This window comes from Enterobacter cloacae complex sp. SHL018, assembly GCF_049237905.1.
GTDB classification, from domain to species: domain Bacteria; phylum Pseudomonadota; class Gammaproteobacteria; order Enterobacterales; family Enterobacteriaceae; genus Enterobacter; species Enterobacter hormaechei_C.
Map to the genome: position 1 here is coordinate 93,510 of NZ_JBMKJE010000003.1, position 22,600 is coordinate 116,109.

Consider the following 22,600-nt stretch of genomic DNA (forward strand, 5'->3'; position numbering starts at 1 on the left):
GATATAATTGTGCAATAAATACTCACACTCTTTATCCGGATGCTTCGGAGGTTTTCCCAACAAAAGTCAAAACTGTAAAACACGGGTGAATGATACTCGCGGCAACAGCAACGCCTCACGGCACTGCACTCGTCTCGTTGGAGTCAATCTATGAAGTTGCCTTTTAAACCACATCTTCTTGTTCTGCTTTGCAGTGCGGGGCTGTTTGCCGCCTCAGGCGTCATGTTCGTTAAAAGCCGCGCGACGGAACCTGCTCCCCCACCTGCGCCGGTAGCTCCGCAGCTCCCCGACCCGGCAGCACAGCCTGCCCCGGTGGCGACTCCGGCCTATACCGCCGCGCAGATCGATCAGTGGACCGCGCCCATTGCGCTCTACCCCGACGCGCTGCTGTCGCAAATTCTGATGGCCTCAACCTATCCGGCGAGCGTGATTCAGGCCGCCCAGTGGTCAAAGGACAACCCTAAAATGCAGGGCGATACCGCCATTCAGGCGGTCAGCGGGCAGCCATGGGATGCCAGCGTGAAATCGCTGGTCGCCTTTCCGCAGTTAATGTCGTTGATGGGAGAAAACCCGTCGTGGGTACAGAGCCTCGGCGACGCCTTTCTGGCCCAGCCAAAGGATGTGATGGATTCCGTGCAGCGTCTGCGCCTGCTCGCGCAGCAGACAGGCACGTTGCAATCCACCCCGCAGCAGACCGTCACCACCGTGAAAAAATCTGCGCCAGCCTCCACCAGTACAGCCGCGACGTCAACGTCGGCTAGTCCGACGGTGATTAAAATTGAGCCAGCCGATCCACAGGTGGTTTATGTCCCTACCTACAACCCTTCCACCGTTTACGGCACGTGGCCAAACGCCAGCTATCCGCCTGTGTATCTGCCCCCGTCTCCCGGCCAGCAGTTTACCAATAGTTTCGTCAGAGGCTTTGGCTATAGCCTCGGCGTAGCCACTACCTATGCGCTGTTCAGTAACATAGACTGGGACGATGACGACGAACATCATCACGATCATGATGACGATCACCACGGCGGTTATTCGCATAACGGCGATAACATTAATATTAATGTTAATAACTTCAATAAGATCACCGGCGAGCACCTCACCGATAATCATCAGGTCTGGCAGCATAATCCGGCCTACCGCAACGGCGTGCCCTATGCCAATAGCCAGCTTGCCAGCCGCTATCATCAGACTTCAGTGCCGGGCGGGTTGAGCGCTACCCGGCAGCAGCCGGTCAACCGCGATAGCCAGCGGCAGGCTGCGATGGCGCAGGTACAGCAGTCGACGGGCAAAACCCTCACACAGCTACAGCATGGCGACGCGCATTTCCCGCAACATTCAGCGTCCGCGCAGCAGCTAAAGCAGCTCTCTCAGCGCAGCAACTATCGCGGCTACGACAGCGCGCGGCCCCACGCACAACGGATGAATAATACTCTTGCGCAAACCAGACGCCCGACGCAGGTTCAGCATCAGCCGCTGCGGGCAAACGCCCTGAGCGGCAACGACAGCCGTTCGGCCAGCTGGCAGGCCCAGCACCAGCGCGGGCTGCAAAGCCGCCAGCACGCGTCGCTGAACAGTGAGCAGCGTGCCAGCTTCCGCCAGCAGCTGTCCGAACACCATACCGAACACCGTGAATTCCATCGTCGTTAAGGGAGCCGCTATGAACATGAAACCGATCGGTGGAATGCTGTTGTTGATGGTATCCACCTTCGCCTGCGCCCAGCAATCCTTCTCCACGCCTGAGCAGGCAGCCAATGCCCTGGCGAAGGCCATCAGCGAGCAGAATGAGCGCGCGATGGCCGACCTGCTGGGGGATAACTGGCGCGACTATCTGCCACCTGAAGGAGTTGATCCGGAGGCGGTGGCTCGATTCCTGCGTGACTGGAAGATATACCATCGTACCGAAATCAGCGGCGATATAGCCCATCTGTCAGTTGGCGATAACGGCTGGCAACTCCCCATACCGGTAGTGAAGAAAAAAGAGGGCTGGCAATTTGATATGCAGAAAGCGGCTGATGAGATCCTGACCCGCGAAATCGGCCGCAACGAACTCGCGGCTATCGGAGCGCTGCACGCCTACGTCGACGCACAGCAGAGCTACTACGCCATGAACCACCGCTATGCGCAGAAGATTGTCAGCACGCCAGGGCTAAAAGACGGCCTGTACTGGCCCATCTCGCCGGGCGAAGCGCCAAGCCCGCTGGGTCCCGCCTTCAGCCCGCCGGAGCCGGGTATGGGCTATCACGGCTATCGGTTCCGCATTCTGCCGGATAAAAATGGCTTTGCGATGGTTGCCTGGCCCGTGAGCTATGGTCAGACGGGGGTAATGAGCTTTGTCGTTAACCAGGATGACAAGGTGTATCAGGCAGACCTCGGCAGTGAAACCGCCAGAAAAGTCCAGGCATTGACCGTGTATAAACCTGATACATCCTGGCAGCCCGTGGCACCGTAAACGTCCGGTGGCACCTCGCCTGCCCGGTCTACGATTTTTGTAGGCCGGGTAAGCGCAGCGTCACCCGGCTATGTTTTTACAAAATATTCACCAACTGAGCTTCCAGTATAGGTTTCGCTTCTTCTAATTCAGATCAACATTGTTCGCAATGGAGACCACTCAAGAGAGAAACTTATTTCTGTTTCGCTTTCGGGGTTGGCAGCACGATCATTTAACAAAGCTATAGGTAACATTTCCCTGCAAATCTGCTGGCATCTTTGTTATATCCGTTCTGGACTCTTCGCCCCATTCTAAGAGACGATCATCGTTGCGCAAGGCGCAAAAACGATATCCACAAGAATATATTGCGCGAATATCATAAAGTTCGTTTGTGACGGGGGTTGTGTCTCCGCCCTCATCTTCATATCCCCAGGCAACAACGCTACCGTCACGACGAAGCGCCGCAAAAGCATTCCAGGCAGATGTCAGGGAGACGACATCTGACAAATCCTCGGGCATTTTTTGAGCAACATGCCCCCAACAGTACACCTTACCCTCTGAAGTTAAAAAAGCATAACTGCCATTAACAGCTGCTTGCACATCAATGATATTTCTTAGACTTGCAATTTCTGCTGGCAGTTCGGTCAAATTTCTGTTTTTCCCCCAAAAAACCACACTGCCATTTTGTCTTAAGGCAATAAAAGTTGAACTTGTACGGTATACGGAAACAATATCCGTCAGGCTAGCAATGTTATCCGGAATGTCAGCACCATATTCCATACTGCCCCAAGCAAAAATACTGCCTGACGACCTGAGCGCTACAAATGCACCCACGTTACTGTAAAGAGTGCTTACATCATGCATTTCTTTCAAATGTACAGGAATCTCTCCCCCATATGATGTGTCCCCCCAAGTGATAACATGGCCATTTTTGGTAATTCCCGCGAAGGCATATTCTGTGGTCTGGATAGCGATGAAATCCTTCCTCTCAGCAATATCTTCTGTAAAATCGTTATGTGATATTCCATCCGTCCACTGCATGACCTGGTTATTAGCTCGCAACGCCAGATAGGTATAATTTCCGTTGTCATCCCAGTATTGGGCCACGTTAATATCCACTATATCATTCAGGGCCGCAACGTCAGCTGGCAGAGGATTAATATCATCAACAGACCAGGTAAACACCTGACCATTGGCGTTTACGGCAGCGGAAGAATCCATACCACCAAAAATTGACCTGACATCATGATTACGATCACTGACGGGTGATGTACCACCATTTTCTAGCATCCCCCACGCTACAACAGTACCGTCATTTTTGATGGCAGCTAACGCAGAACCTGAACCACCAAAATTGCTGATATTAATAACATCACCCAGCCGATAAACATCAGAATTTGCCAGCAAGCGTACATTTGGGCGGGTATCGGTGAAAACAGGTCCAGTAAAGCGCGGTGCGGATTCATCTTCATACCACCAGTCAACGCTGACTGGCTGTAGGGTCTCTTTATCAAGGGCTACAAGCTTATGGGTCGCACTCGCCCAACCACTCCCTAATTGTGTTCTGGCCCCCATGACTTTTAAATCACGAATACCAGAGGTCGATTCATAACTATTCATAATAACTGGTTCCTTTTAATAGAGTAATCCCAGCGATAGTTATATTACCTTTCTATTTTAAGTCAAATTAACCAAGCCACTCCTAAAAAAAACATAAACACAGCGACTTATACAAACCCATTAAAAATTAAATGAATCATTTGATTCGCGAATACATTTAATTAACCATGTACAAATATTTTATCTATTCTGCATTTAAATTGATAATTAACACTAAGATATGGACTTTAAACCAAAAAAAACGCCTCCTTCGGAGGCGTTTCGCAATCAAGAAGAAACTTATTTCTTCTTCGCTTTCGCGTTTGGCAGGTCCGTAATGCTACCTTCAAACACTTCTGCCGCCAGGCCCACGGACTCGTGCAGAGTCGGGTGAGCGTGGATGGTCAGCGCGATGTCTTCCGCGTCACAGCCCATTTCGATAGCCAGACCGATTTCACCCAGCAGCTCGCCGCCGTTGGTACCGACAATCGCACCACCGATCACGCGGTGAGTCTCTTTGTCGAAGATCAGTTTGGTCATACCGTCTGCGCAGTCGGAAGCGATAGCACGGCCAGAAGCAGCCCACGGGAAGGTGGCGGTTTCGTAGCTGATGCCTTTCTCTTTCGCTTCTTTCTCGGTCAGACCGACCCATGCAACTTCTGGCTCGGTGTAGGCGATAGATGGGATCACTTTCGGATCGAAGTAGTGCTTCATGCCGGCGATAACTTCAGCGGCAACGTGACCCTCGTGAACACCTTTGTGCGCCAGCATTGGCTGACCGACGATATCGCCGATAGCAAAGATGTGCGGCACGTTGGTGCGCAGCTGTTTGTCAACGCGGATGAAGCCACGGTCGTCCACTTCCACGCCAGCTTTGCCCGCGTCGAGGTTTTTACCGTTCGGCACACGACCGATAGCCACCAGCACGGCGTCGTAACGCTGTGGTTCGGAAGGGGCTTTTTTGCCTTCCATAGAAACGTAAATACCGTCTTCTTTCGCTTCAACGGCAGTCACTTTGGTTTCCAGCATCAGGTTGAATTTCTTGCTGATGCGTTTGGTGAAGACTTTAACGATGTCTTTGTCGGCAGCCGGGATAACCTGGTCGAACATTTCAACCACGTCGATCTCTGAACCCAGCGCATGGTACACGGTACCCATTTCCAGACCGATGATACCGCCGCCCATAACCAGCAGGCGCTTAGGAACGGTTTTCAGCTCCAGCGCATCGGTGGAATCCCACACGCGTGGATCTTCATGTGGAATGAATGGCAGTTCGATTGGGCGAGAGCCTGCCGCGATGATCGCGTTGTCGAAGTTAATCACGGTTTTGCCGTTTTCGCCTTCCACTTCCAGGGTGTTCGCACCGGTGAATTTACCCAGACCGTTTACCACTTTCACTTTACGGCCTTTGGCCATACCCGCCAGACCGCCGGTCAGCTGAGTGATAACTTTCTCTTTCCAGGTACGAATTTTGTCGATGTCGGTTTTCGGCTCGCCGAAGACGATACCGTGTTCAGCCAGCGCTTTGGCTTCTTCGATAACTTTCGCTACGTGCAGCAGCGCTTTAGAAGGGATACAGCCGACGTTCAGACAAACACCGCCGAGGGTGCTGTAACGTTCTACGATGACGGTTTCCAGACCTAAATCCGCGGCGCGAAATGCTGCGGAGTAACCTGCCGGGCCTGCCCCAAGTACTACGACCTGAGTTTTGATTTCTGTGCTCATCATGACCTCTTAATGTATACCCGTCGTCCACCGGGTCGTTCTATCCGCCCGTATTTTACAAAATTGTTAACAATTTTGAAACAACAAACGGCTCACGAATTATCGCTTTCACCAATAACCTCAAAAACCCCATGAGATTATCAGAAAAAAGCCGGCCGACTGGCCGGCTTTTCGATTACATCACCAGGCGGCGAATGTCGCTCAGCATGTTGTTGATGATGGTGATGAAACGCGCACCATCAGCCCCGTCGATCACGCGGTGGTCGAAGGACAGAGAGATTGGCATCATCAGACGCGGCACGAACTCTTTGCCATTCCACACCGGCTCCATCGCGGACTTGGACACACCGAGGATAGCCACTTCCGGCGCGTTCACAATCGGCGCGAAGTGGGTGGTACCCAGGCCGCCGATGCTGGAGATAGTGAAGCAGCCGCCCTGCATTTCGCCGGCAGTCAGCTTACCATCACGCGCTTTTTTGGAGATGGTGGTCAGTTCACGGGACAGCTCAGTGACGCTCTTCTTGTTCACGTCTTTAAAGACCGGAACAACCAGACCATTTGGCGTATCAACCGCAACACCGATGTTGATGTACTTCTTCAGCGTCAGCTTCTGGCCGTCTTCGGACAGGGAGCTGTTGAAGCGAGGCATCTGCTCAAGGGCAGCGGCAACCGCTTTCATGATGAAGACCACTGGAGTGAACTTCACGTCCAGCTTACGCTTCTCAGCTTCGGCGTTCTGCTGTTTACGGAACGCTTCCAGATCGGTGATATCGGTCTTATCGAAGTGGGTAACGTGCGGGATCATTACCCAGTTACGGCTCAGGTTCGCACCCGAGATTTTCTGGATACGGCCCAGTTCCACTTCTTCGATTTCACCGAACTTGCTGAAGTCCACTTTCGGCCATGGCAGCATGCCCGGGATACCGCCACCGGCAGCAGCAGGTGCAGCTTCGGCGCGTTTCACCGCATCTTTCACGTAAGCCTGAACGTCTTCGCGCAGGATACGGCCTTTACGACCAGTGCCCTTCACTTTCGCCAGGTTCACACCGAATTCGCGCGCCAGGCGACGAATCAGCGGAGTCGCGTGGACGTAAGCGTCGTTTTCAGCGAACTCAGATTTTTCTGCTTTAGCAGCAGGGGCAGCAGCCGGTTTAGCAGCCTGAGCCGGTGCAGCAGCCGGTGCCGGAGCAGCCGCGGCAGCTGGAGCGGCGGCAGGTGCTGCGCCTTCCACTTCGAAGACCATGATCAGAGAGCCGGTAGATACTTTGTCGCCGGTGTTGATTTTGATCTCTTTAACGGTACCGGCGAACGGCGCAGGCACTTCCATAGAAGCTTTGTCGCCTTCAACGGTGATCAGTGACTGTTCAGCGGCAACTTTGTCGCCCACTTTTACCATCACTTCGGTCACTTCAACTTCGTCACCGCCGATGTCCGGTACGTTAACGTCTTTCACGCCGCCAGCAGCCGCTGGTGCAGCAGCCGGAGCCGGAGCAGCTTCCGCTTTCGCTGGAGCCGCAGCGCCTTCAGCGCCCGCCACTTCGAAAATCATGATCAGGGAACCCGTAGACACTTTGTCGCCGGTGTTGATCTTGATCTCTTTAACGGTACCCGCGAACGGTGCCGGCACTTCCATAGAGGCTTTGTCGCCTTCTACGGTGATCAGTGACTGCTCGGCCGCAACGGTATCGCCCACTTTCACCAGGATTTCAGTGACTTCAACTTCGTCACCGCCGATGTCAGGCACGTTCACTTCTTTCGCTGCCGCGGCCGCTGCTGGAGCAGCAGCAGGAGCGGCTTCTTTCTTCTCTTCCTGCGCAGGTGCAGCAGCTGCTGCACCGTCGGCGGAATCGAAAATCATGATCAGTTTACCGGTCTCGGTTTTATCGCCAACAGAGACTTTGATCTCTTTAACGATGCCAGCCTGAGGAGACGGGACTTCCATAGAAGCTTTGTCGCCTTCTACGGTGATCAGCGACTGTTCAGCTTCAACTTTGTCGCCCACTTTGACCAGGATCTCGGTGATTTCAACTTCATCAGCCCCGATGTCCGGTACATTGATTTCGATAGCCATTATTCTTTTACCTCTTACGCCAGACGCGGGTTAACTTTATCTGCATCGATGTTGAATTTGGTGATTGCGTCTGCAACCACTTTCTTATCGATTTCGCCACGTTTAGCCAGTTCGCCCAGTGCTGCTACTACCACGTAGGAAGCATCAACTTCGAAGTGGTGACGCAGGTTTTCGCGGCTGTCAGAACGACCGAAGCCGTCAGTACCCAGTACGCGATAATCATCAGCTGGAACGTAAGTACGAACCTGCTCAGCGAACAGTTTCATATAGTCAGTAGACGCCACCGCTGGCGCGTCGTTCATCACCTGAGCGATGTACGGAACGCGTGGGGTTTCCATTGGGTGCAGCATGTTCCAGCGCTCACAATCCTGGCCATCACGCGCCAGTTCAGTGAAGGAGGTAACAGAGTACACATCGGAACCCACACCGTAGTCTTTCGCCAGGATCTGCGCTGCTTCACGAACGTGACGCAGGATAGAACCGGAGCCCAGCAGCTGAACTTTACCTTTGCTACCTTCGATGGTTTCGAGTTTGTAGATACCTTTACGGATACCTTCCTCGGCACCTGCTGGCATTGCCGGCATGTGGTAGTTTTCGTTCAGGGTGGTGATGTAGTAGTAAATATTCTCTTGCGCTTCACCGTACATGCGCTGCAAGCCGTCATGCATGATGACTGCCACTTCGTACGCGTAAGACGGGTCGTAAGAGATACAGTTAGGGATAGTCAGAGACTGAATGTGGCTGTGACCATCTTCGTGCTGTAGACCTTCACCGTTCAGGGTCGTACGACCAGAAGTACCACCGATCAGGAAGCCGCGAGCCTGCTGGTCGCCTGCCTGCCAGCACAGGTCACCGATACGCTGGAACCCGAACATGGAGTAGTAGATGTAGAACGGGATCATCGGCAGGTTGTTGGTGCTGTAAGAAGTCGCAGCAGCCAGCCAGGATGCGCCTGCACCCAGTTCGTTGATACCTTCCTGAAGGATCTGACCTTTCTCGTCTTCTTTGTAGTATGCAACCTGCTCACGGTCCTGCGGGGTGTACTGCTGACCGTTCGGGCTGTAGATACCGATCTGACGGAACAGACCTTCCATACCGAAAGTACGCGCTTCGTCGGCGATGATTGGAACCAGACGATCTTTGATCGACTTGTTCTTCAGCATCACGTTCAGGGCACGAACGAAAGCGATAGTGGTAGAGATCTCTTTGTTCTGCTCTTCCAGCAGCTGAGAGAAATCTTCCAGCGCTGGCAGTTCCAGCTTCTCGGTGAAGTTAGGCTGACGAGCAGGCAGGTAGCCTTTCAGCGCCTGACGACGTTCGTGCAGGTACTTATGCTCTTCAGAACCTTCCGGGAAGGTGATGTAAGACAGTTTTTCTACCTGCTCATCGGTCACTGGAACGTTGAAACGGTCGCGGATATAACGCACGCCGTCCATGTTCATTTTCTTAACCTGGTGAGCGATGTTTTTACCTTCTGCGGTATCACCCATGCCGTAACCTTTAATGGTGTGGGCCAGGATCACAGTCGCTTTACCTTTGGTTTCACGCGCTTTTTTCAGTGCAGCGTAAACTTTCTTCGGATCGTGACCACCGCGGTTCAGCGCCCAGATCTGCTCGTCAGTCCAGTCTGCAACCAGGGCTGCGGTTTCAGGATATTTGCCGAAGAAGTGCTCACGAACGTAGGCACCGTCTTTGGATTTGAAGGTCTGGTAGTCGCCGTCAACGGTTTCGTTCATCAGCTGGATCAGTTTACCGCTGGTGTCTTTACGCAGCAGCTCATCCCAACGACCGCCCCACATCACTTTGATCACGTTCCAGCCAGCACCTGCGAAGATGCCTTCCAGTTCGTTGATGATCTTGCCGTTACCGGTTACCGGACCATCCAGACGTTGCAGGTTACAGTTGATGATGAAGCACAGGTTGTCCAGCTTCTCACGGGTCGCGATGGTGATCGCGCCTTTAGATTCTGGCTCATCCATTTCACCGTCGCCCAGGAAGGCGTAAACGGTCTGCTCAGAGGTGTCTTTCAGACCACGGTGTTCCAGGTACTTCAGGAATTTAGCCTGATAGATCGCACCGATTGGACCCAGACCCATAGATACGGTCGGGAACTGCCAGAACTCAGGCATCAGTTTAGGGTGCGGGTAAGAAGACAGACCCTTACCGTGAACTTCCTGACGGAAGTTGTTCATCTGCTCTTCAGTCAGACGACCTTCCAGGAAGGCACGTGCATAGATGCCCGGAGAGATGTGGCCCTGGAAGTACACCAGATCGCCGCCATCTTTCTCGTTAGCTGCACGGAAGAAGTGGTTGAAGCACACTTCGTAAATGGTCGCAGAAGACTGGAAGGACGCCATGTGGCCACCCAGTTCCAGGTCCTTCTTGGATGCGCGCAGAACGGTCATGATGGCGTTCCAGCGGATAGCAGAACGGATACGGCGTTCCAGATCCAGATTGCCCGGGTATTCCGGTTCGTCTTCGACGGCAATCGTGTTTACGTAGTTGCTAGCCCCTGCACCTGAAGCCACTTTCACGCCGCCTTTGCGTGCTTCTGAAAGCAGCTGATCAATCAGATACTGAGCGCGCTCAACACCTTCTTCACGGATGACCGATTCGATCGCCTGTAGCCAGTCGCGAGTTTCGATCGGATCCACGTCATTTTGGAGACGTTCTGACATGGGGGTATTCCTTATCTATCTAATACGTTGATTTGTCTGGAACCTGTCCCATTGTATTTTCGTCAGAAAACACAATAAGACAGGTTCTGCGTTTAGTTGCCGCGCTCTAAAAGTACCTGGCGCTTAATCCTTTCGTTGCTGTATGCGGCGTAATGAACGTTCGCGACGCGATTGTTCACGGCTGCGGTCCAGCAAGATTTCCTCAATGAAAGCCAGATGGCGGTGCGACGCTTCGCGCGCCTGCTCCGGTTCCCCGGCCATTATCGCCTCGAATACTCGGGTGCGATGGTTGCTTACCAGCGGGAGCATCTCCCGACGGGCATACAACAATTCAAAATTCTGACGAACGTTCTGGGCCAGCATCGGCTCCATGCAGCGTAGCAGATGGAGGAGCACCACGTTGTGCGCCGCTTCGGTGACGGCAATTTGATACTGGACGACGGCATTGGACTCGGCGTCTAAATCGCCGGACTGCTGTGCCCGTTCAATGGCCTGATGCAGCTCGCGAATACGTACGCGGTCTTCATCAGTGCTGCGAAGGGCGGCGTAATAAGCCGCGATACCTTCCAGCGCGTGACGGGTCTCAAGCAGATCAAACTGGGATTCTGGGTGGTCAGAGAGAAGTTCTACCAGCGGGTCGCTGAAGCTCTGCCACAGGCTGTTTTGCACAAAGGTTCCGCCACCCTGGCGACGGAGCAACAGGCCCTTTGCTTCGAGACGTTGAATCGCCTCACGCAGAGAGGGGCGTGAAACGTCGAACTGTTTTGCCAGCTCGCGTTCTGGCGGGAGCTTCTCGCCCGGGCGCAGTGTCCCTTCGAGAATCAAAAACTCCAGCTGCTGCTCAATCACATCGGAAAGTTTTGGTTGGCGAATTTTGCTGTAGGCCATATTCCCTGTCTTACGCCTTTTTGCCCGGAGTCAATTGGTCTTACCAATTTCATGTTCGTATCGCTAAAGTAACAAAGTATTCACCTTCTGTCCATATTGGTTTTGATTGAAATCAGTAAACCCGGCACATTTTAACAACCTTACAGAACTAACGTTTCAGGAATGTAACTTTGCACAAATGAAATGGTTACTACCAAAGAGGCAGTTTTAACCATAATGAAACGAGGGTTTTTGCAATCTGAAGCGATTCAACAAGGCAAAAAATGAAAATTCGCCCTCTTCTGACGCATTTCTATTCTATAGGTTGGGGTATGAGGGGTTAACGTACCGATTTACAATTGGTTTCTTTTTATTCAAGTCGTCTTCATCCCTTCATAAAGCAGGTGCATTCGCTGGCGCTTACCACTATTCTTGCGCTAACGGAAGCCATCTCCGCTTTTTTCGGTATCGTTAACCGTAAAGAAATAAATACAGAATATGGACTTTCATAATTACACACGCACAGCGTGAACATAACAACCACACACGAGGTTTCAAATGGAAGCTCAACAGCATGGCGATCAGCTAAAGCGCGGCCTTAAAAACCGCCATATTCAGCTCATCGCCCTGGGCGGTGCTATTGGTACTGGCCTGTTTCTGGGCAGTGCATCGGTTATCCAGTCGGCCGGTCCGGGCATTATTCTGGGGTACGCGATTGCGGGTTTTATTGCATTTCTGATTATGCGCCAGTTAGGTGAAATGGTTGTTGAGGAGCCGGTCGCAGGCTCATTCAGCCACTTCGCCTATAAATACTGGGGCAGCTTCGCAGGTTTCGCCTCGGGGTGGAACTACTGGGTTCTGTACGTTCTGGTTGCCATGGCCGAGCTGACCGCCGTTGGGAAATACATTCAGTTCTGGTACCCGGAGATCCCCACCTGGGCGTCTGCGGCGGCCTTCTTCGTCATTATCAATGCCATTAACCTGACCAACGTAAAAGTGTTTGGTGAGATGGAGTTCTGGTTTGCCATCATCAAAGTGATTGCCGTTGTAGCGATGATCATCTTCGGCGGCTGGCTGCTGTTCAGCGGCAACGGCGGTCCGCAGGCCACCGTGCGCAACCTTTGGGAGCAAGGCGGGTTCCTGCCGCACGGCATGACCGGTCTGGTGATGATGATGGCAATTATCATGTTCTCCTTCGGCGGTCTGGAGCTGGTGGGCATCACCGCCGCGGAAGCCGACAACCCGGAGCAGAGCATCCCGAAAGCCACTAACCAGGTTATCTACCGTATTCTGATCTTCTATGTGGGCTCCCTGGCGGTCCTGCTCTCCCTGCTGCCATGGACGCGCGTGACGGCGGATACCAGCCCGTTTGTGCTCATCTTCCACGAGCTGGGCGACACCTTCGTGGCGAACGCGCTCAACGTCGTGGTGCTGACCGCCGCGCTCTCCGTTTATAACAGCTGCGTTTACTGCAACAGCCGTATGCTGTTCGGCCTGGCGCAACAGGGCAACGCACCGAAAGCGCTGCTTACCGTTGATAAGCGTGGCGTACCGGTTAATACCATCATCGTGTCGGCGGTCGTGACGGCGCTGTGCGTTCTGATTAACTACCTGGCACCGGAATCTGCCTTCGGTCTGCTGATGGCGCTGGTGGTTTCCGCGCTGGTGATTAACTGGGCGATGATTAGCCTCGCGCACATCAAGTTCCGCCGCGCCAAGCACCAGCAGGGCGTAACCACGCGCTTCCCTGCCCTGCTCTATCCGCTGGGGAACTGGGTTTGCCTGCTGTTCATGGCAGCTGTGCTGGTCATCATGCTCATCACCCCAGGCATGGCGATTTCCGTCTACCTGATCCCGGTCTGGATTGCGATCCTCGGCGTGGGTTATATGGTGAAACAGAAAAATGCCAAAACGGTGAAAGCGCACTAAGTGTTTTCTCGCTGTACTCGCGGTTGCGGGTACAGCGTCTTGTTACCTTCCTCACAAATTCGCGCCTACAGCAAAATCCTCCATATCACCGCCTTTATATTGCAACGCATATATTCGTTTGCCAGCGAATAATTCTCTCCATACCGAAACCCGGAGAGCTGTCGATGAATAACAACAAACTGTCAGTAAAAGAAAAGATCGGCTATGGCATGGGTGACGCCGGATGCAACATTATCTTTGGCGCCATCATGTTATTTGTTAACTACTTTTATACGGATATTTTTGGTCTGGCTCCTGCACTGGTTGGCGTTTTACTCCTGTCCGTACGCGTCATTGATGCCGTCACGGACCCAATTATGGGCGCGATTGCCGACCGTACCCGCAGCAAATATGGCCGGTTTCGTCCATGGCTGCTGTGGATTGCCTTCCCCTACGCGCTGTTCAGCATTCTGATGTTCACCACGCCGGAGTGGAGCTATAACAGCAAAGTTATCTATGCCTTTGTCACCTACTTCCTGCTGTCGCTGACCTATACCGCCATCAACATTCCGTACTGCTCGCTGGGCGGAGTGATTACCAACGATCCCAAAGAGCGCGTCGCCTGCCAGTCATATCGCTTCGTGCTTGTCGGCATCGCCACGCTGCTGCTGTCGCTGACGCTGCTGCCGATGGCCGACTGGTTCGGGGGAGATGACAAAGCCAAAGGCTACCAGATGGCGATGACCGTGCTGGCGCTGATTGGTACCTGCATGTTCCTGTTCTGCTTCGCCACGGTGCGCGAGCGCGTGCGTCCGGCGGTGCAAACCCATGACGAACTGAAAAACGACCTGAAAGACGTGTGGAAGAACGACCAGTGGGTGCGGATCCTGCTGTTAACCCTGTGCAACGTCTGCCCTGGCTTTATCCGCATGGCGGCCACCATGTATTACGTCACCTGGGTCATGGGGCAAAGCACCCATTTCGCCACGCTGTTTATCAGCCTGGGCGTGGTCGGCATGATGTTCGGCAGTATGCTGGCGAAAGTGCTGACCGACCGCTGGTGTAAGCTGAAGGTCTTCTTCTGGACCAACATCGTGCTGGCGATTTTCTCCTGCGCCTTCTACTTCTTCGACCCGAAAGCGACGACAACCATTGTCGTGCTCTACGTCCTGCTGAACATCCTGCACCAGATCCCGTCACCGCTGCACTGGTCGCTGATGGCCGACGTGGACGACTACGGTGAATGGAAAACCGGGAAACGCATCACCGGGATCAGCTTCTCCGGCAACATCTTCTTCCTGAAGCTGGGTCTGGCGATTGCCGGGGCAATGGTCGGCTTCCTGCTCTCCTGGTACGGCTACGACGCGGGCGCAAAAGCGCAGAGCGCGGATGCCATCAACGGGATCGTGCTGCTGTTTACCATCATTCCCGGCATTGGATACTTAATTACCGCGGGCGTAGTACGTCTGCTGAAAGTGGACCGTGAGACCATGAAGCAGATCCAGTCCGATCTGGAAAAGCGTCGCACCAACTATCGCGAGCTGAACGATTATCAGGAACTCAAAGCCGCTGAGACTAAATAAGGAAAGCCGAATGCAAACCTGGCCAAACCCGTTTATTGAACAACGCGCCGACCCGTATATCCTGCGTCACGATGGGCAATATTACTTTATCGCCTCCGTACCAGAGTACGAGCGGCTGGCGATCCGCCGCGCGGACTCGCTGGAAGGTTTACGCGATGCCGAAGAGGTGATTGTCTGGCGCAAGCCCGACACCGGCCCGATGAGCCAGCTGATCTGGGCACCGGAGCTGCATCATATCGACGGCAGGTGGTACATCTATTTTGCCGCCACGCATACCCAGGCGCTCGATCAGCTCGGGATGTTCCAGCATCGCATGTTTGCCATTGAATGCGCAGATGGCGATCCGCTCACCGGTACGTGGGTGGAAAAAGGGCAAATCAAAACCCCGTTTGACACCTTCGCGCTGGATGCCACCACCTTTGTTCATCAGGGTAAACGCTGGTATCTGTGGGCGCAAAAAGCCCCGGACATTTCCGGTAACTCCAATCTTTACCTGTGTGAAATGGAAAATCCGTGGACGCTGAAAGGCGAGCCGGTGATGCTCAGTAAACCGGAATATGACTGGGAGTGCCGTGGGTTCTGGGTCAACGAAGGCCCGGCGGTGCTGTTCCATGGCGATAAGCTGTTTATCAGCTATTCCGCCAGCGCCACCGACGAGAACTACTGCATGGGATTACTGTGGGCAGACCTGAATGCCGATCCGCAAAACCCGGCTAACTGGCATAAATCCCCGCGCCCGGTGTTCGTCACCAGCTACGAAAACCGTCAGTATGGGCCAGGCCATAACAGCTTTACGCAGACGCCGGAAGGCGAAGATGTGCTGGTCTACCACGCGCGAAACTACACTGAAATTGAAGGCGATCCGCTTTACGATCCCAATCGCCATACTCGCCTGAAACTCGTCCGCTGGAACGAAAACGGGATGCCTGACTTCGGCATCCCGCCCGCGGATACGCCGTAACGGCTTCGGCGCGCTGGGTCAGACCAGCGTGCCGTAAATCGTCAGCAGCGCCACAATCACCACCACCACAAAGGATGTTTTCTTCGCCATCGAGACGGCAGCTTTTGGCGTTGCGACTTTGTCCGTGTGCGGCTCACGCGCCAGCGAGAACTGTGCCAGTCGGGTTAAAACCTGATACTGCGAGGTATGGCGGTCTGCAAGGGAGACAAACCACGCGGGCAGCGCCTTTTCACCGTGACCGATGAGGGCATAGACCACGCCTACCAGACGCACCGGAAGCCAGTCGAGCACGTGCAGGATGGCATCAATGCCGGACTGTAGACGTTCATGCGGCGTAAGATAGCGGGCAAGCCAGGTCTGCCAGGCGCGCAGGAACGCATAACCCATCAGCAGTACCGGCCCCCAGGGTCCGCCCACCACGAACCAGAACAGCGGCGCCAGGTAGTAACGGAAGTTGATCCACAGCAGCGCGTTTTGCAGCTCCCGCAGAAACTCGCGTTCATCGCAATCCGGCGGTACGCCGTGGATCATCGTCAACTCGCTCGCCATCGCGCCGCGCGCGTGGGCATCATCCCGGGAAGCGGCTTTCAGATACGCGTGATAGTGCAAACGCACCTTGCCCGCGCCAATACACAGCACGCCGAGCAGGATCCACACCACCAGCAGCGGCACGTTGAAAAAGAGGCCGTAAAGCGAGCGCAGCAACAGGAACGTAATCGCCATCACGCCTGCCGCCATTAGCAGCGTGCGCAGCATGGAAAAATGCCTGATGCGGCGGAATAACACCTCCAGCCGATGATCCAGATGCCAGTGCTCGCCGAGCTTAAACAGGCGTTCAGCGATCATAACCAGCAGCATGGTAAACAACGTCATGTTATCTCCTTATCTGACGACGTGGTAAGCATGGCGTGAAACCGGGACCAGTCAAACGCCGGGCCGGGGTCGGTTTTTCTTTCGGGGGCGATGTCGCTGTGCCCTGTAATATTGTCTGCAATGGCGGGATAGCGCCCGATTAACGTTTGCGTTACAGCAACCAGTTTCTCATATTGCGCATCGGTGTAAGGCGTGGTGTCCGTTCCTTCCAGTTCAATTCCAATGGAGAAATCATTGCACCGCTCGCGCCCCTGATACATCGACACGCCAGCATGCCAGGCTCGCTTATCAAAAGGAACATACTGAACCACTTCGCCATCACGACGGATCAGACAGTGCGCAGATGCGCAATCTCAGCAAAGAAGGGGTGGGCATCGGGATCTATCGTTCCAGTGAATAACGCATCGATCCACGGACCGCCAAACTCACCCGGCGGGAGACTAATATTGTGAACCACCAGCAGTGTGGGCTTTTCATCCTCCGGGCGGCAGTCGTGGTGCGGCGACGGTACATGCCGCGCGTCCACCAGCCATCCGTTTTCTAACAACATGCTGGAACTCCTTATCTATGGTGCTGTTACTCGGTTCAGAGTAGCATGTTTCAATATTATGATTCGTTACCAATTTGGAGTTTTATCATGCCGCCTCGCCGCTATAACCCCGACCACCGACGTGACGCGCTTCTGGAACGTATTAATAGTGATATCCCGGCAAGCGTTGCCCATGCCCTGAAAGAAGATCTCGGCGGCGACGTCAGCGCCGATAACGATATTACCGCCCAATTGTTGCCAAAAGAGACACGCTCGCATGCGGTGATCATCACCCGCGAAGCGGGGGTTTTCTGCGGCAAACGCTGGGTTGAAGAGGTCTTTACCCAGCTGGCAGGCGACGAGGTGCAGGTAACATGGCACGTTGAAGACGGTGATGCGGTCACGGCGAATCAGCCACTGTTCGAGCTGGACGGCCCGTCCCGCGTCTTGCTGACCGGTGAACGCACCGCGCTCAATTTTGTGCAAACGCTCTCTGGCGTTGCCAGTGAAGTACGCCGCTACGTTGACCTGCTGGCAGGCACCCGCACGCAGCTGCTGGATACCCGTAAAACCCTGCCGGGCCTGCGCACCGCGCTGAAATACGCGGTACTCTGCGGTGGCGGCGCCAACCATCGTCTGGGGCTATCCGATGCCTTCCTGATCAAAGAGAACCACATTATTGCCTCTGGCTCGGTGCGTCAGGCCGTGGAAAAAGCCTTCTGGCTACATCCGGATGTGCCGGTCGAAGTGGAAGTGGAAACGCTGGAGGAGCTGGACGAGGCCATTAAAGCGGGGGCTGACATCATCATGCTCGATAACTTCGACACGGAGCAGATGCGTGAAGCAGTCAAACGCACAAACGGCCAGGCGCAGCTTGAGGTGTCCGGCAACGTGACGTTCGACACCATCCGCGAATTTGCTGAAACCGGCGTGGATTACATCTCCGTTGGCGCCCTGACCAAGCACGTCCGCGCCCTCGACCTCTCGATGCGCTTCAAATAAATTATCCTCCCCTCTCCGCCCGGAGAGGGGAAATACGAAACCGCTCGCAATTACGCTGTCCTTCTCTGCAACACTGAATCATTTCCCTGAAAGCCCCTTCACGTTCACGCTTTTGTCCCTCGTTTCTGCATGCTGGCACTGCCACAGTAGCGCCACTTAACGTAAGGAGCAGACATGAACAGACAACACGGATTTACCCTGATTGAGCTAATGGTGGTCATTGGCATTATTGCCATCCTGAGCGCCATTGGCGTTCCGGCCTATCAGAACTACCTGCGAAAAGCGGCGCTCACCGATATGCTGCAAACGTTCATCCCCTACCGCACCGCCATTGAGCTTTGCACCCTGGATCGTGGTGGTGTGGATAGCTGCGACGCAGGCACCAATGGCATCCCCTCCCCGACAACCACACGTTACGTTTCAGCGATGAGCGTGGCAAAGGGGGCCGTATCGTTAACAGGGCAGGAAAGCCTTAACGGACTTGAAGTGCTCATGACACCGATCTGGAGCGACGGTAACGGTATGACGGGCTGGACGCGTGACTGCAAAATTACGTCCGACACGGCGCTCAGACAAGCCTGTGAAGATGTTTTCCGCTTCGACAACAACTGACAGGAGTGGACAATGAATACCGAACAGCTAATGACGCTCTGTCAGCGCCATCACGCACTGCTACTCGCAAGCGACACCGATATGATCAGCATTGCGGTGGTGGGTAATCCTGCCTCTGAGCTGATGGAAGCGTTACGCTTCGCCACGCAGAAGCGTATTGATATTGAGTGCTGGACGGCAGAACGGATGGAAAAACGGCTTCAGTCCGTCTCATCATCACACCTGCCGGGCATAGCGCCAAACTCAGCCGCTGACGTGCTCAGTACAACCTTGCAGCAGGCAGTAAACCAGCGGGCTTCTGACATCCATATTGAACCGACGGAGCACGGCTACCAGATCCGTTTGCGAATCGACGGTGTTCTCTACCCGCAACTGCCGATCTCTGCCGCCCTCGGGACGACGCTTGCCGCACGCCTGAAGGTGCTGGGTCAACTGGATATTGCGGAGCGCCGCCTGCCGCAGGACGGCCAGTTTACGGTGGAGCTGGCAAGCGTCCCCGTCTCTTTTCGTATCGCAACCCTTCCCTGTAGTGGTGGAGAAAAAATCGTGCTTCGTCTGCTTCACCAGGTACAGCAGGCACTGGAGCTTGAACAGCTGGGGATGAGCGCAGACCAGCAGGCCCGTTTTGCCGGGGCGCTTAACAGCCCTCAGGGGTTGATTCTGGTCACCGGCCCGACCGGTAGCGGGAAAACGGTGACGCTGTACAGCGCGTTACAGGCGCGAAATACCCCTGACGTCAATATTTGCAGCGTGGAAGATCCCGTTGAAATCCCGCTTGCAGGCTTAAACCAGACGCAGATTAATCCGCGCGCGGGGCTGACCTTTCAGAGCGTGCTGCGTGCCCTGCTCAGGCAGGATCCTGACATCATTATGGTGGGTGAAATTCGTGACGGCGAAACGGCAGAAATTGCCATTAAGGCGGCGCAAACCGGGCATCTGGTGCTGTCCACCCTCCATACTAATTCGACGACTGAAACGCTGGTACGGCTGCAACAGATGGGCGTCGCGCGCTGGATGATCTCTTCGGCGCTCTCGATGGTGATTGCCCAGCGACTGGTGCGCCGTTTATGTCCGTACTGCCGACAGGAAGCCAGCCGCCACACCGAATTACCCCGCACGCTGTGGCCCCGGCCGCTTCCTCGCTGGCAACCCACCGGCTGCGATCGCTGCTACCACGGTTTTTATGGTCGCGTAGCCATTTTTGAAGTGCTCGTCATCGACGACACGCTGCGGCAGGCCATCGCCAGCGGAGCAAGCACGGAGGTGATTGGGTCCAGCGCTCGTCAGGCGGGAATGACCTCTTTGTTTGAGCATGGCTGCATGGCCGTAGAACAAGGGCTGACCACGCTCGAAGAGCTGTTGCGCGTCCTGGGAATGCCCGATGGCTGCTAATTCGCTCTGGCGCTGGCGTGCCCTGAACACCGAGGGGGAGGTGCAAACCGGCACCCTCTGGGCCATCGACCGTGACGCAGCTTACACGGCTCTGGTGCTTAAACAACTGCACCCGCTGGCGCTAAAACGCTGTCAGCAGCGCCACCGATGGCAGGTGCAGCACTGCTACGATATTTTTCGCCAGCTCGCCACGCTGCTACAGGCTGGACTCACGCTATCCCAAAGCCTGCACATGCTGGCGGAACAGCATCCTTTGCAGCACTGGCAGGCGCTGCTGCACAGTCTTGCTGATGACCTGAGCGAAGGTTGCGCCCTGTCAGAGGCCATGAAGAAATGGCCAGAGGTGTTTAGCCCTCTTTATGTCTCAATGGTGAAGACGGGTGAGCTGACGGGTAAGCTCGAAGCCTGCTGCCGTCAGCTTGCGCAGCAACAAAAATCCCAGCAGCAGCTCAGTGCGAAGGTGAAGAAAGCGCTGCGCTATCCGCTGATCATCCTGACGCTGGCCGTTTTCGTGGTGCTGGCGATGGTCACGCTGGTTTTGCCTGAGTTTGCTGCAATCTACAAAACGTTCAACACCCCGCTCCCTTTGCTCACGCAGGCAGTCATGGGGCTGGCGGCCTTGGTTCAGGCGCATATCCTCACCCTTTTGACCCTGCTCGTGGCAATGGTTGTCATCGCCTGTAAGCTGCGGCGGCATCCACGCTGGCAGTATGTCTTGTTACACGTACCGGTGATGGGCACGCTGACGCGCGGGCAAAAACTGGGGCAGATTTTTACCGTGCTGTCATTAACCCAGCAGGCCGGAATTGCCTTTTTACAAGGACTGGAGAGTGTGGAGGAGACCGTTGAGAGGGGCTACTGGCAGGAGAAACTCCGTGAGATACGCAGCGATATCGAACAGGGGATGCCCGTGTGGTCCTCCTTCCAGAAGGCCTCTGTTTTTACGCCACTGTGTATTCAGCTCATTCGCACCGGAGAAGTGTCGGGTTCACTGGATGTGATGCTGATGAATCTGGCCCGCCATCATACGGAACAGACATTTCAGCAGGCAGACAATCTGGCAGCGCTTCTTGAGCCTTTGCTACTGGTCGTGACGGGTCTGATTATTGGCACGCTGGTGGTGGCAATGTATTTGCCGATTTTCCATCTGGGGGATGCAATGAGCGCGGGGTAATGCTGGCGCACGGACGCGCGCCAGCCGTAGCCGTCAGAGGCTATTGAATACGCGGTTTTCCTGCTCCTGAACGCGGATAAACGTCGTGCGTTTCGTCAGCTCTTTCAGGCGGGAAGCACCAACGTAGGTGCAGGCAGAACGCAGACCGCCGAGGATATCGCGCGCCGTGTTTTCGACCGGACCACGCAGTGGCAGCTTAACGGTTTTGCCTTCCGCCGCACGGTATTTCGCGACACCGCCCACGTGACGGGTCATCGCGGATTCAGAGCTCATTCCGTAGAACAGCATGAACTTCTCACCGTTTTCTTCCACCACGGTACCGCCGCTCTCTTCGTGACCTGCCAGCATGCCGCCGAGCATCACGAAATCCGCGCCGCCGCCGAAGGCTTTCGCGACATCGCCTGGCATGGTGCAGCCACCGTCGCTGATGATCTGGCCGCCCAGACCGTGCGCAGCGTCAGCGCATTCAATTACCGCAGACAGCTGCGGATAACCCACACCGGTTTTCACGCGCGTGGTGCAAACGGACCCCGGGCCAATGCCAACTTTCACAATGTCGGCCCCGGAGAGGATCAGCTCTTCACACATTTCACCGGTCACCACGTTGCCCGCGATGATGGTTTTGGTTGGCCAGGCCTCACGTGCCTTGCTGACGAACTGAACGAAATGCTCGGAATAACCATTTGCCACGTCAATGCAGACAAAATTCAGCGCCGGATTGGCGTTCAGGATCTGTTTGGTTTTCTCGAAATCTGCATCAGAGGTACCGGTCGAGACCATCACATGCTTCACCACGTCAGCCGAGGCGGAGGCGACAAACGCATCCCACTCTTCAGCGCTGTAGTGTTTGTGTACCGCAGTAAGGATGTCGAATTGCGCCAGTGCGGTCGCCATCTCGAAGGTCCCGACGGTATCCATGTTGGCCGCGATAATCGGCACGCCAGACCACGTCTGACCGGAATGCTTAAAGGTGAATTGACGTTCGAGTTCAACGTCTGAGCGACTTTTCAGTGTAGAGCGTTTAGGGCGGATAAGAACGTCTTTGAAACCTAACTTCAGATCTTCTTCGATACGCATGTGCGGATTCCTGGGGTTAGAGGCAAATATATTAAAAGCACAACTCCAGTGACGCTATCATACGCACTAATACCTGCTCCGCAAGACTGCGAAATTCTCTTTTTTTACGCTACAATCCTAT

General features: G+C 54.6%; 16 protein-coding genes and 1 pseudogene. 9 read left to right on the forward strand and 8 right to left on the reverse strand.

The features are described from left to right. Window positions 1-150 precede the first annotated feature (150 nt). A complete protein-coding gene (locus ACOTY5_RS13625) occupies window positions 151-1,647 on the forward strand; it encodes a DUF3300 domain-containing protein (protein ID WP_045141603.1) in 1,497 nt (498 codons plus the stop codon). A gap of 10 nt (window positions 1,648-1,657) precedes the next feature. After that, window positions 1,658-2,449 (forward strand): DUF2950 family protein, encoded by a 792-nt coding sequence (locus ACOTY5_RS13630; protein ID WP_045141604.1) that lies wholly within the window; start codon window positions 1,658-1,660, stop codon window positions 2,447-2,449. Window positions 2,450-2,656: 207 nt separating this feature from the next. Here ACOTY5_RS13630 and ACOTY5_RS13635 read toward each other — a convergent pair whose 3' ends face one another. From ACOTY5_RS13635 to pdhR, 5 genes are all read right to left on the reverse strand, one after another. After that, window positions 2,657-4,048, reverse strand: coding sequence for an RCC1 domain-containing protein (locus tag ACOTY5_RS13635; RefSeq protein WP_421631932.1), 1,392 nt, complete (start codon window positions 4,046-4,048; stop codon window positions 2,657-2,659). A 279-nt stretch (window positions 4,049-4,327) separates the two neighbouring features. Continuing rightward, window positions 4,328-5,752 (reverse strand): dihydrolipoyl dehydrogenase, encoded by a 1,425-nt coding sequence (gene lpdA, locus ACOTY5_RS13640; protein ID WP_003856313.1) that lies wholly within the window; start codon window positions 5,750-5,752, stop codon window positions 4,328-4,330. Window positions 5,753-5,927: 175 nt separating this feature from the next. Then, on the reverse strand, window positions 5,928-7,823 hold the full coding sequence (gene aceF / locus ACOTY5_RS13645; RefSeq protein ID WP_017694504.1) for a pyruvate dehydrogenase complex dihydrolipoyllysine-residue acetyltransferase: 1,896 nt from the start codon (window positions 7,821-7,823) through the stop codon (window positions 5,928-5,930). A 14-nt stretch (window positions 7,824-7,837) separates the two neighbouring features. Continuing rightward, window positions 7,838-10,501 (reverse strand): pyruvate dehydrogenase (acetyl-transferring), homodimeric type, encoded by a 2,664-nt coding sequence (gene aceE / locus ACOTY5_RS13650; RefSeq protein WP_003856315.1) that lies wholly within the window; start codon window positions 10,499-10,501, stop codon window positions 7,838-7,840. Window positions 10,502-10,624: 123 nt separating this feature from the next. Next, window positions 10,625-11,389 (reverse strand): pyruvate dehydrogenase complex transcriptional repressor PdhR, encoded by a 765-nt coding sequence (pdhR, locus tag ACOTY5_RS13655; RefSeq protein WP_015572686.1) that lies wholly within the window; start codon window positions 11,387-11,389, stop codon window positions 10,625-10,627. A 537-nt stretch (window positions 11,390-11,926) separates the two neighbouring features. Between pdhR and aroP the strand changes: the two genes are divergently transcribed. From aroP to ACOTY5_RS13670, 3 genes are all read left to right on the forward strand, one after another. Then, complete coding sequence (gene aroP / locus ACOTY5_RS13660; RefSeq protein ID WP_015572685.1) at window positions 11,927-13,297, forward strand: aromatic amino acid transporter AroP; 1,371 nt, start codon at window positions 11,927-11,929, stop codon at window positions 13,295-13,297. Window positions 13,298-13,461: 164 nt separating this feature from the next. Continuing rightward, window positions 13,462-14,859, forward strand: a complete 1,398-nt coding sequence (locus tag ACOTY5_RS13665) for a glycoside-pentoside-hexuronide (GPH):cation symporter (protein ID WP_045141605.1) — start codon at window positions 13,462-13,464, stop codon at window positions 14,857-14,859. A gap of 10 nt (window positions 14,860-14,869) precedes the next feature. Beyond that, the gene (locus ACOTY5_RS13670) at window positions 14,870-15,820 is read left to right on the forward strand and encodes a family 43 glycosylhydrolase (protein WP_045141606.1); all 951 of its coding nucleotides are present in this window, start codon (window positions 14,870-14,872) and stop codon (window positions 15,818-15,820) included. Window positions 15,821-15,838: 18 nt separating this feature from the next. Here the strand turns inward: ACOTY5_RS13670 and ampE are convergent, their stop codons facing one another. Together ampE and ampD are read right to left on the reverse strand one after the other, a co-directional pair. After that, window positions 15,839-16,693 (reverse strand): beta-lactamase regulator AmpE, encoded by an 855-nt coding sequence (gene ampE, locus ACOTY5_RS13675; protein ID WP_003856320.1) that lies wholly within the window; start codon window positions 16,691-16,693, stop codon window positions 15,839-15,841. Continuing rightward, window positions 16,690-17,243 (reverse strand): annotated as a pseudogene (gene ampD / locus ACOTY5_RS13680) (1,6-anhydro-N-acetylmuramyl-L-alanine amidase AmpD). Before ampD ends, ampE begins: the two are co-directional and overlap by 4 nt. Before the next feature lie 87 nt (window positions 17,244-17,330). Here ampD and nadC point away from each other — a divergent pair. The 4 genes from nadC (at window position 17,331) to hofC (ending at window position 21,402) form a co-directional block, all read left to right on the forward strand. Next, window positions 17,331-18,224, forward strand: a complete 894-nt coding sequence (nadC, locus tag ACOTY5_RS13685) for a carboxylating nicotinate-nucleotide diphosphorylase (protein ID WP_015572681.1) — start codon at window positions 17,331-17,333, stop codon at window positions 18,222-18,224. 174 nt (window positions 18,225-18,398) lie between these two features. Further along, on the forward strand, window positions 18,399-18,836 hold the full coding sequence (gene ppdD / locus ACOTY5_RS13690) for a prepilin peptidase-dependent pilin (protein ID WP_421631935.1): 438 nt from the start codon (window positions 18,399-18,401) through the stop codon (window positions 18,834-18,836). A 12-nt stretch (window positions 18,837-18,848) separates the two neighbouring features. After that, window positions 18,849-20,228 (forward strand): type II secretion system protein GspE, encoded by a 1,380-nt coding sequence (gspE, locus tag ACOTY5_RS13695; protein WP_015572679.1) that lies wholly within the window; start codon window positions 18,849-18,851, stop codon window positions 20,226-20,228. Beyond that, window positions 20,218-21,402, forward strand: coding sequence for a protein transport protein HofC (gene hofC, locus ACOTY5_RS13700; protein ID WP_017694511.1), 1,185 nt, complete (start codon window positions 20,218-20,220; stop codon window positions 21,400-21,402). The genes gspE and hofC overlap by 11 nt, the downstream gene beginning before the upstream one ends. Before the next feature lie 33 nt (window positions 21,403-21,435). On the opposite strand, the gene ACOTY5_RS13705 is transcribed toward hofC, so the two are convergent. Next, the gene (locus ACOTY5_RS13705) at window positions 21,436-22,479 is read right to left on the reverse strand and encodes a GMP reductase (protein WP_017383777.1); all 1,044 of its coding nucleotides are present in this window, start codon (window positions 22,477-22,479) and stop codon (window positions 21,436-21,438) included. Window positions 22,480-22,600 lie beyond the last annotated feature (121 nt).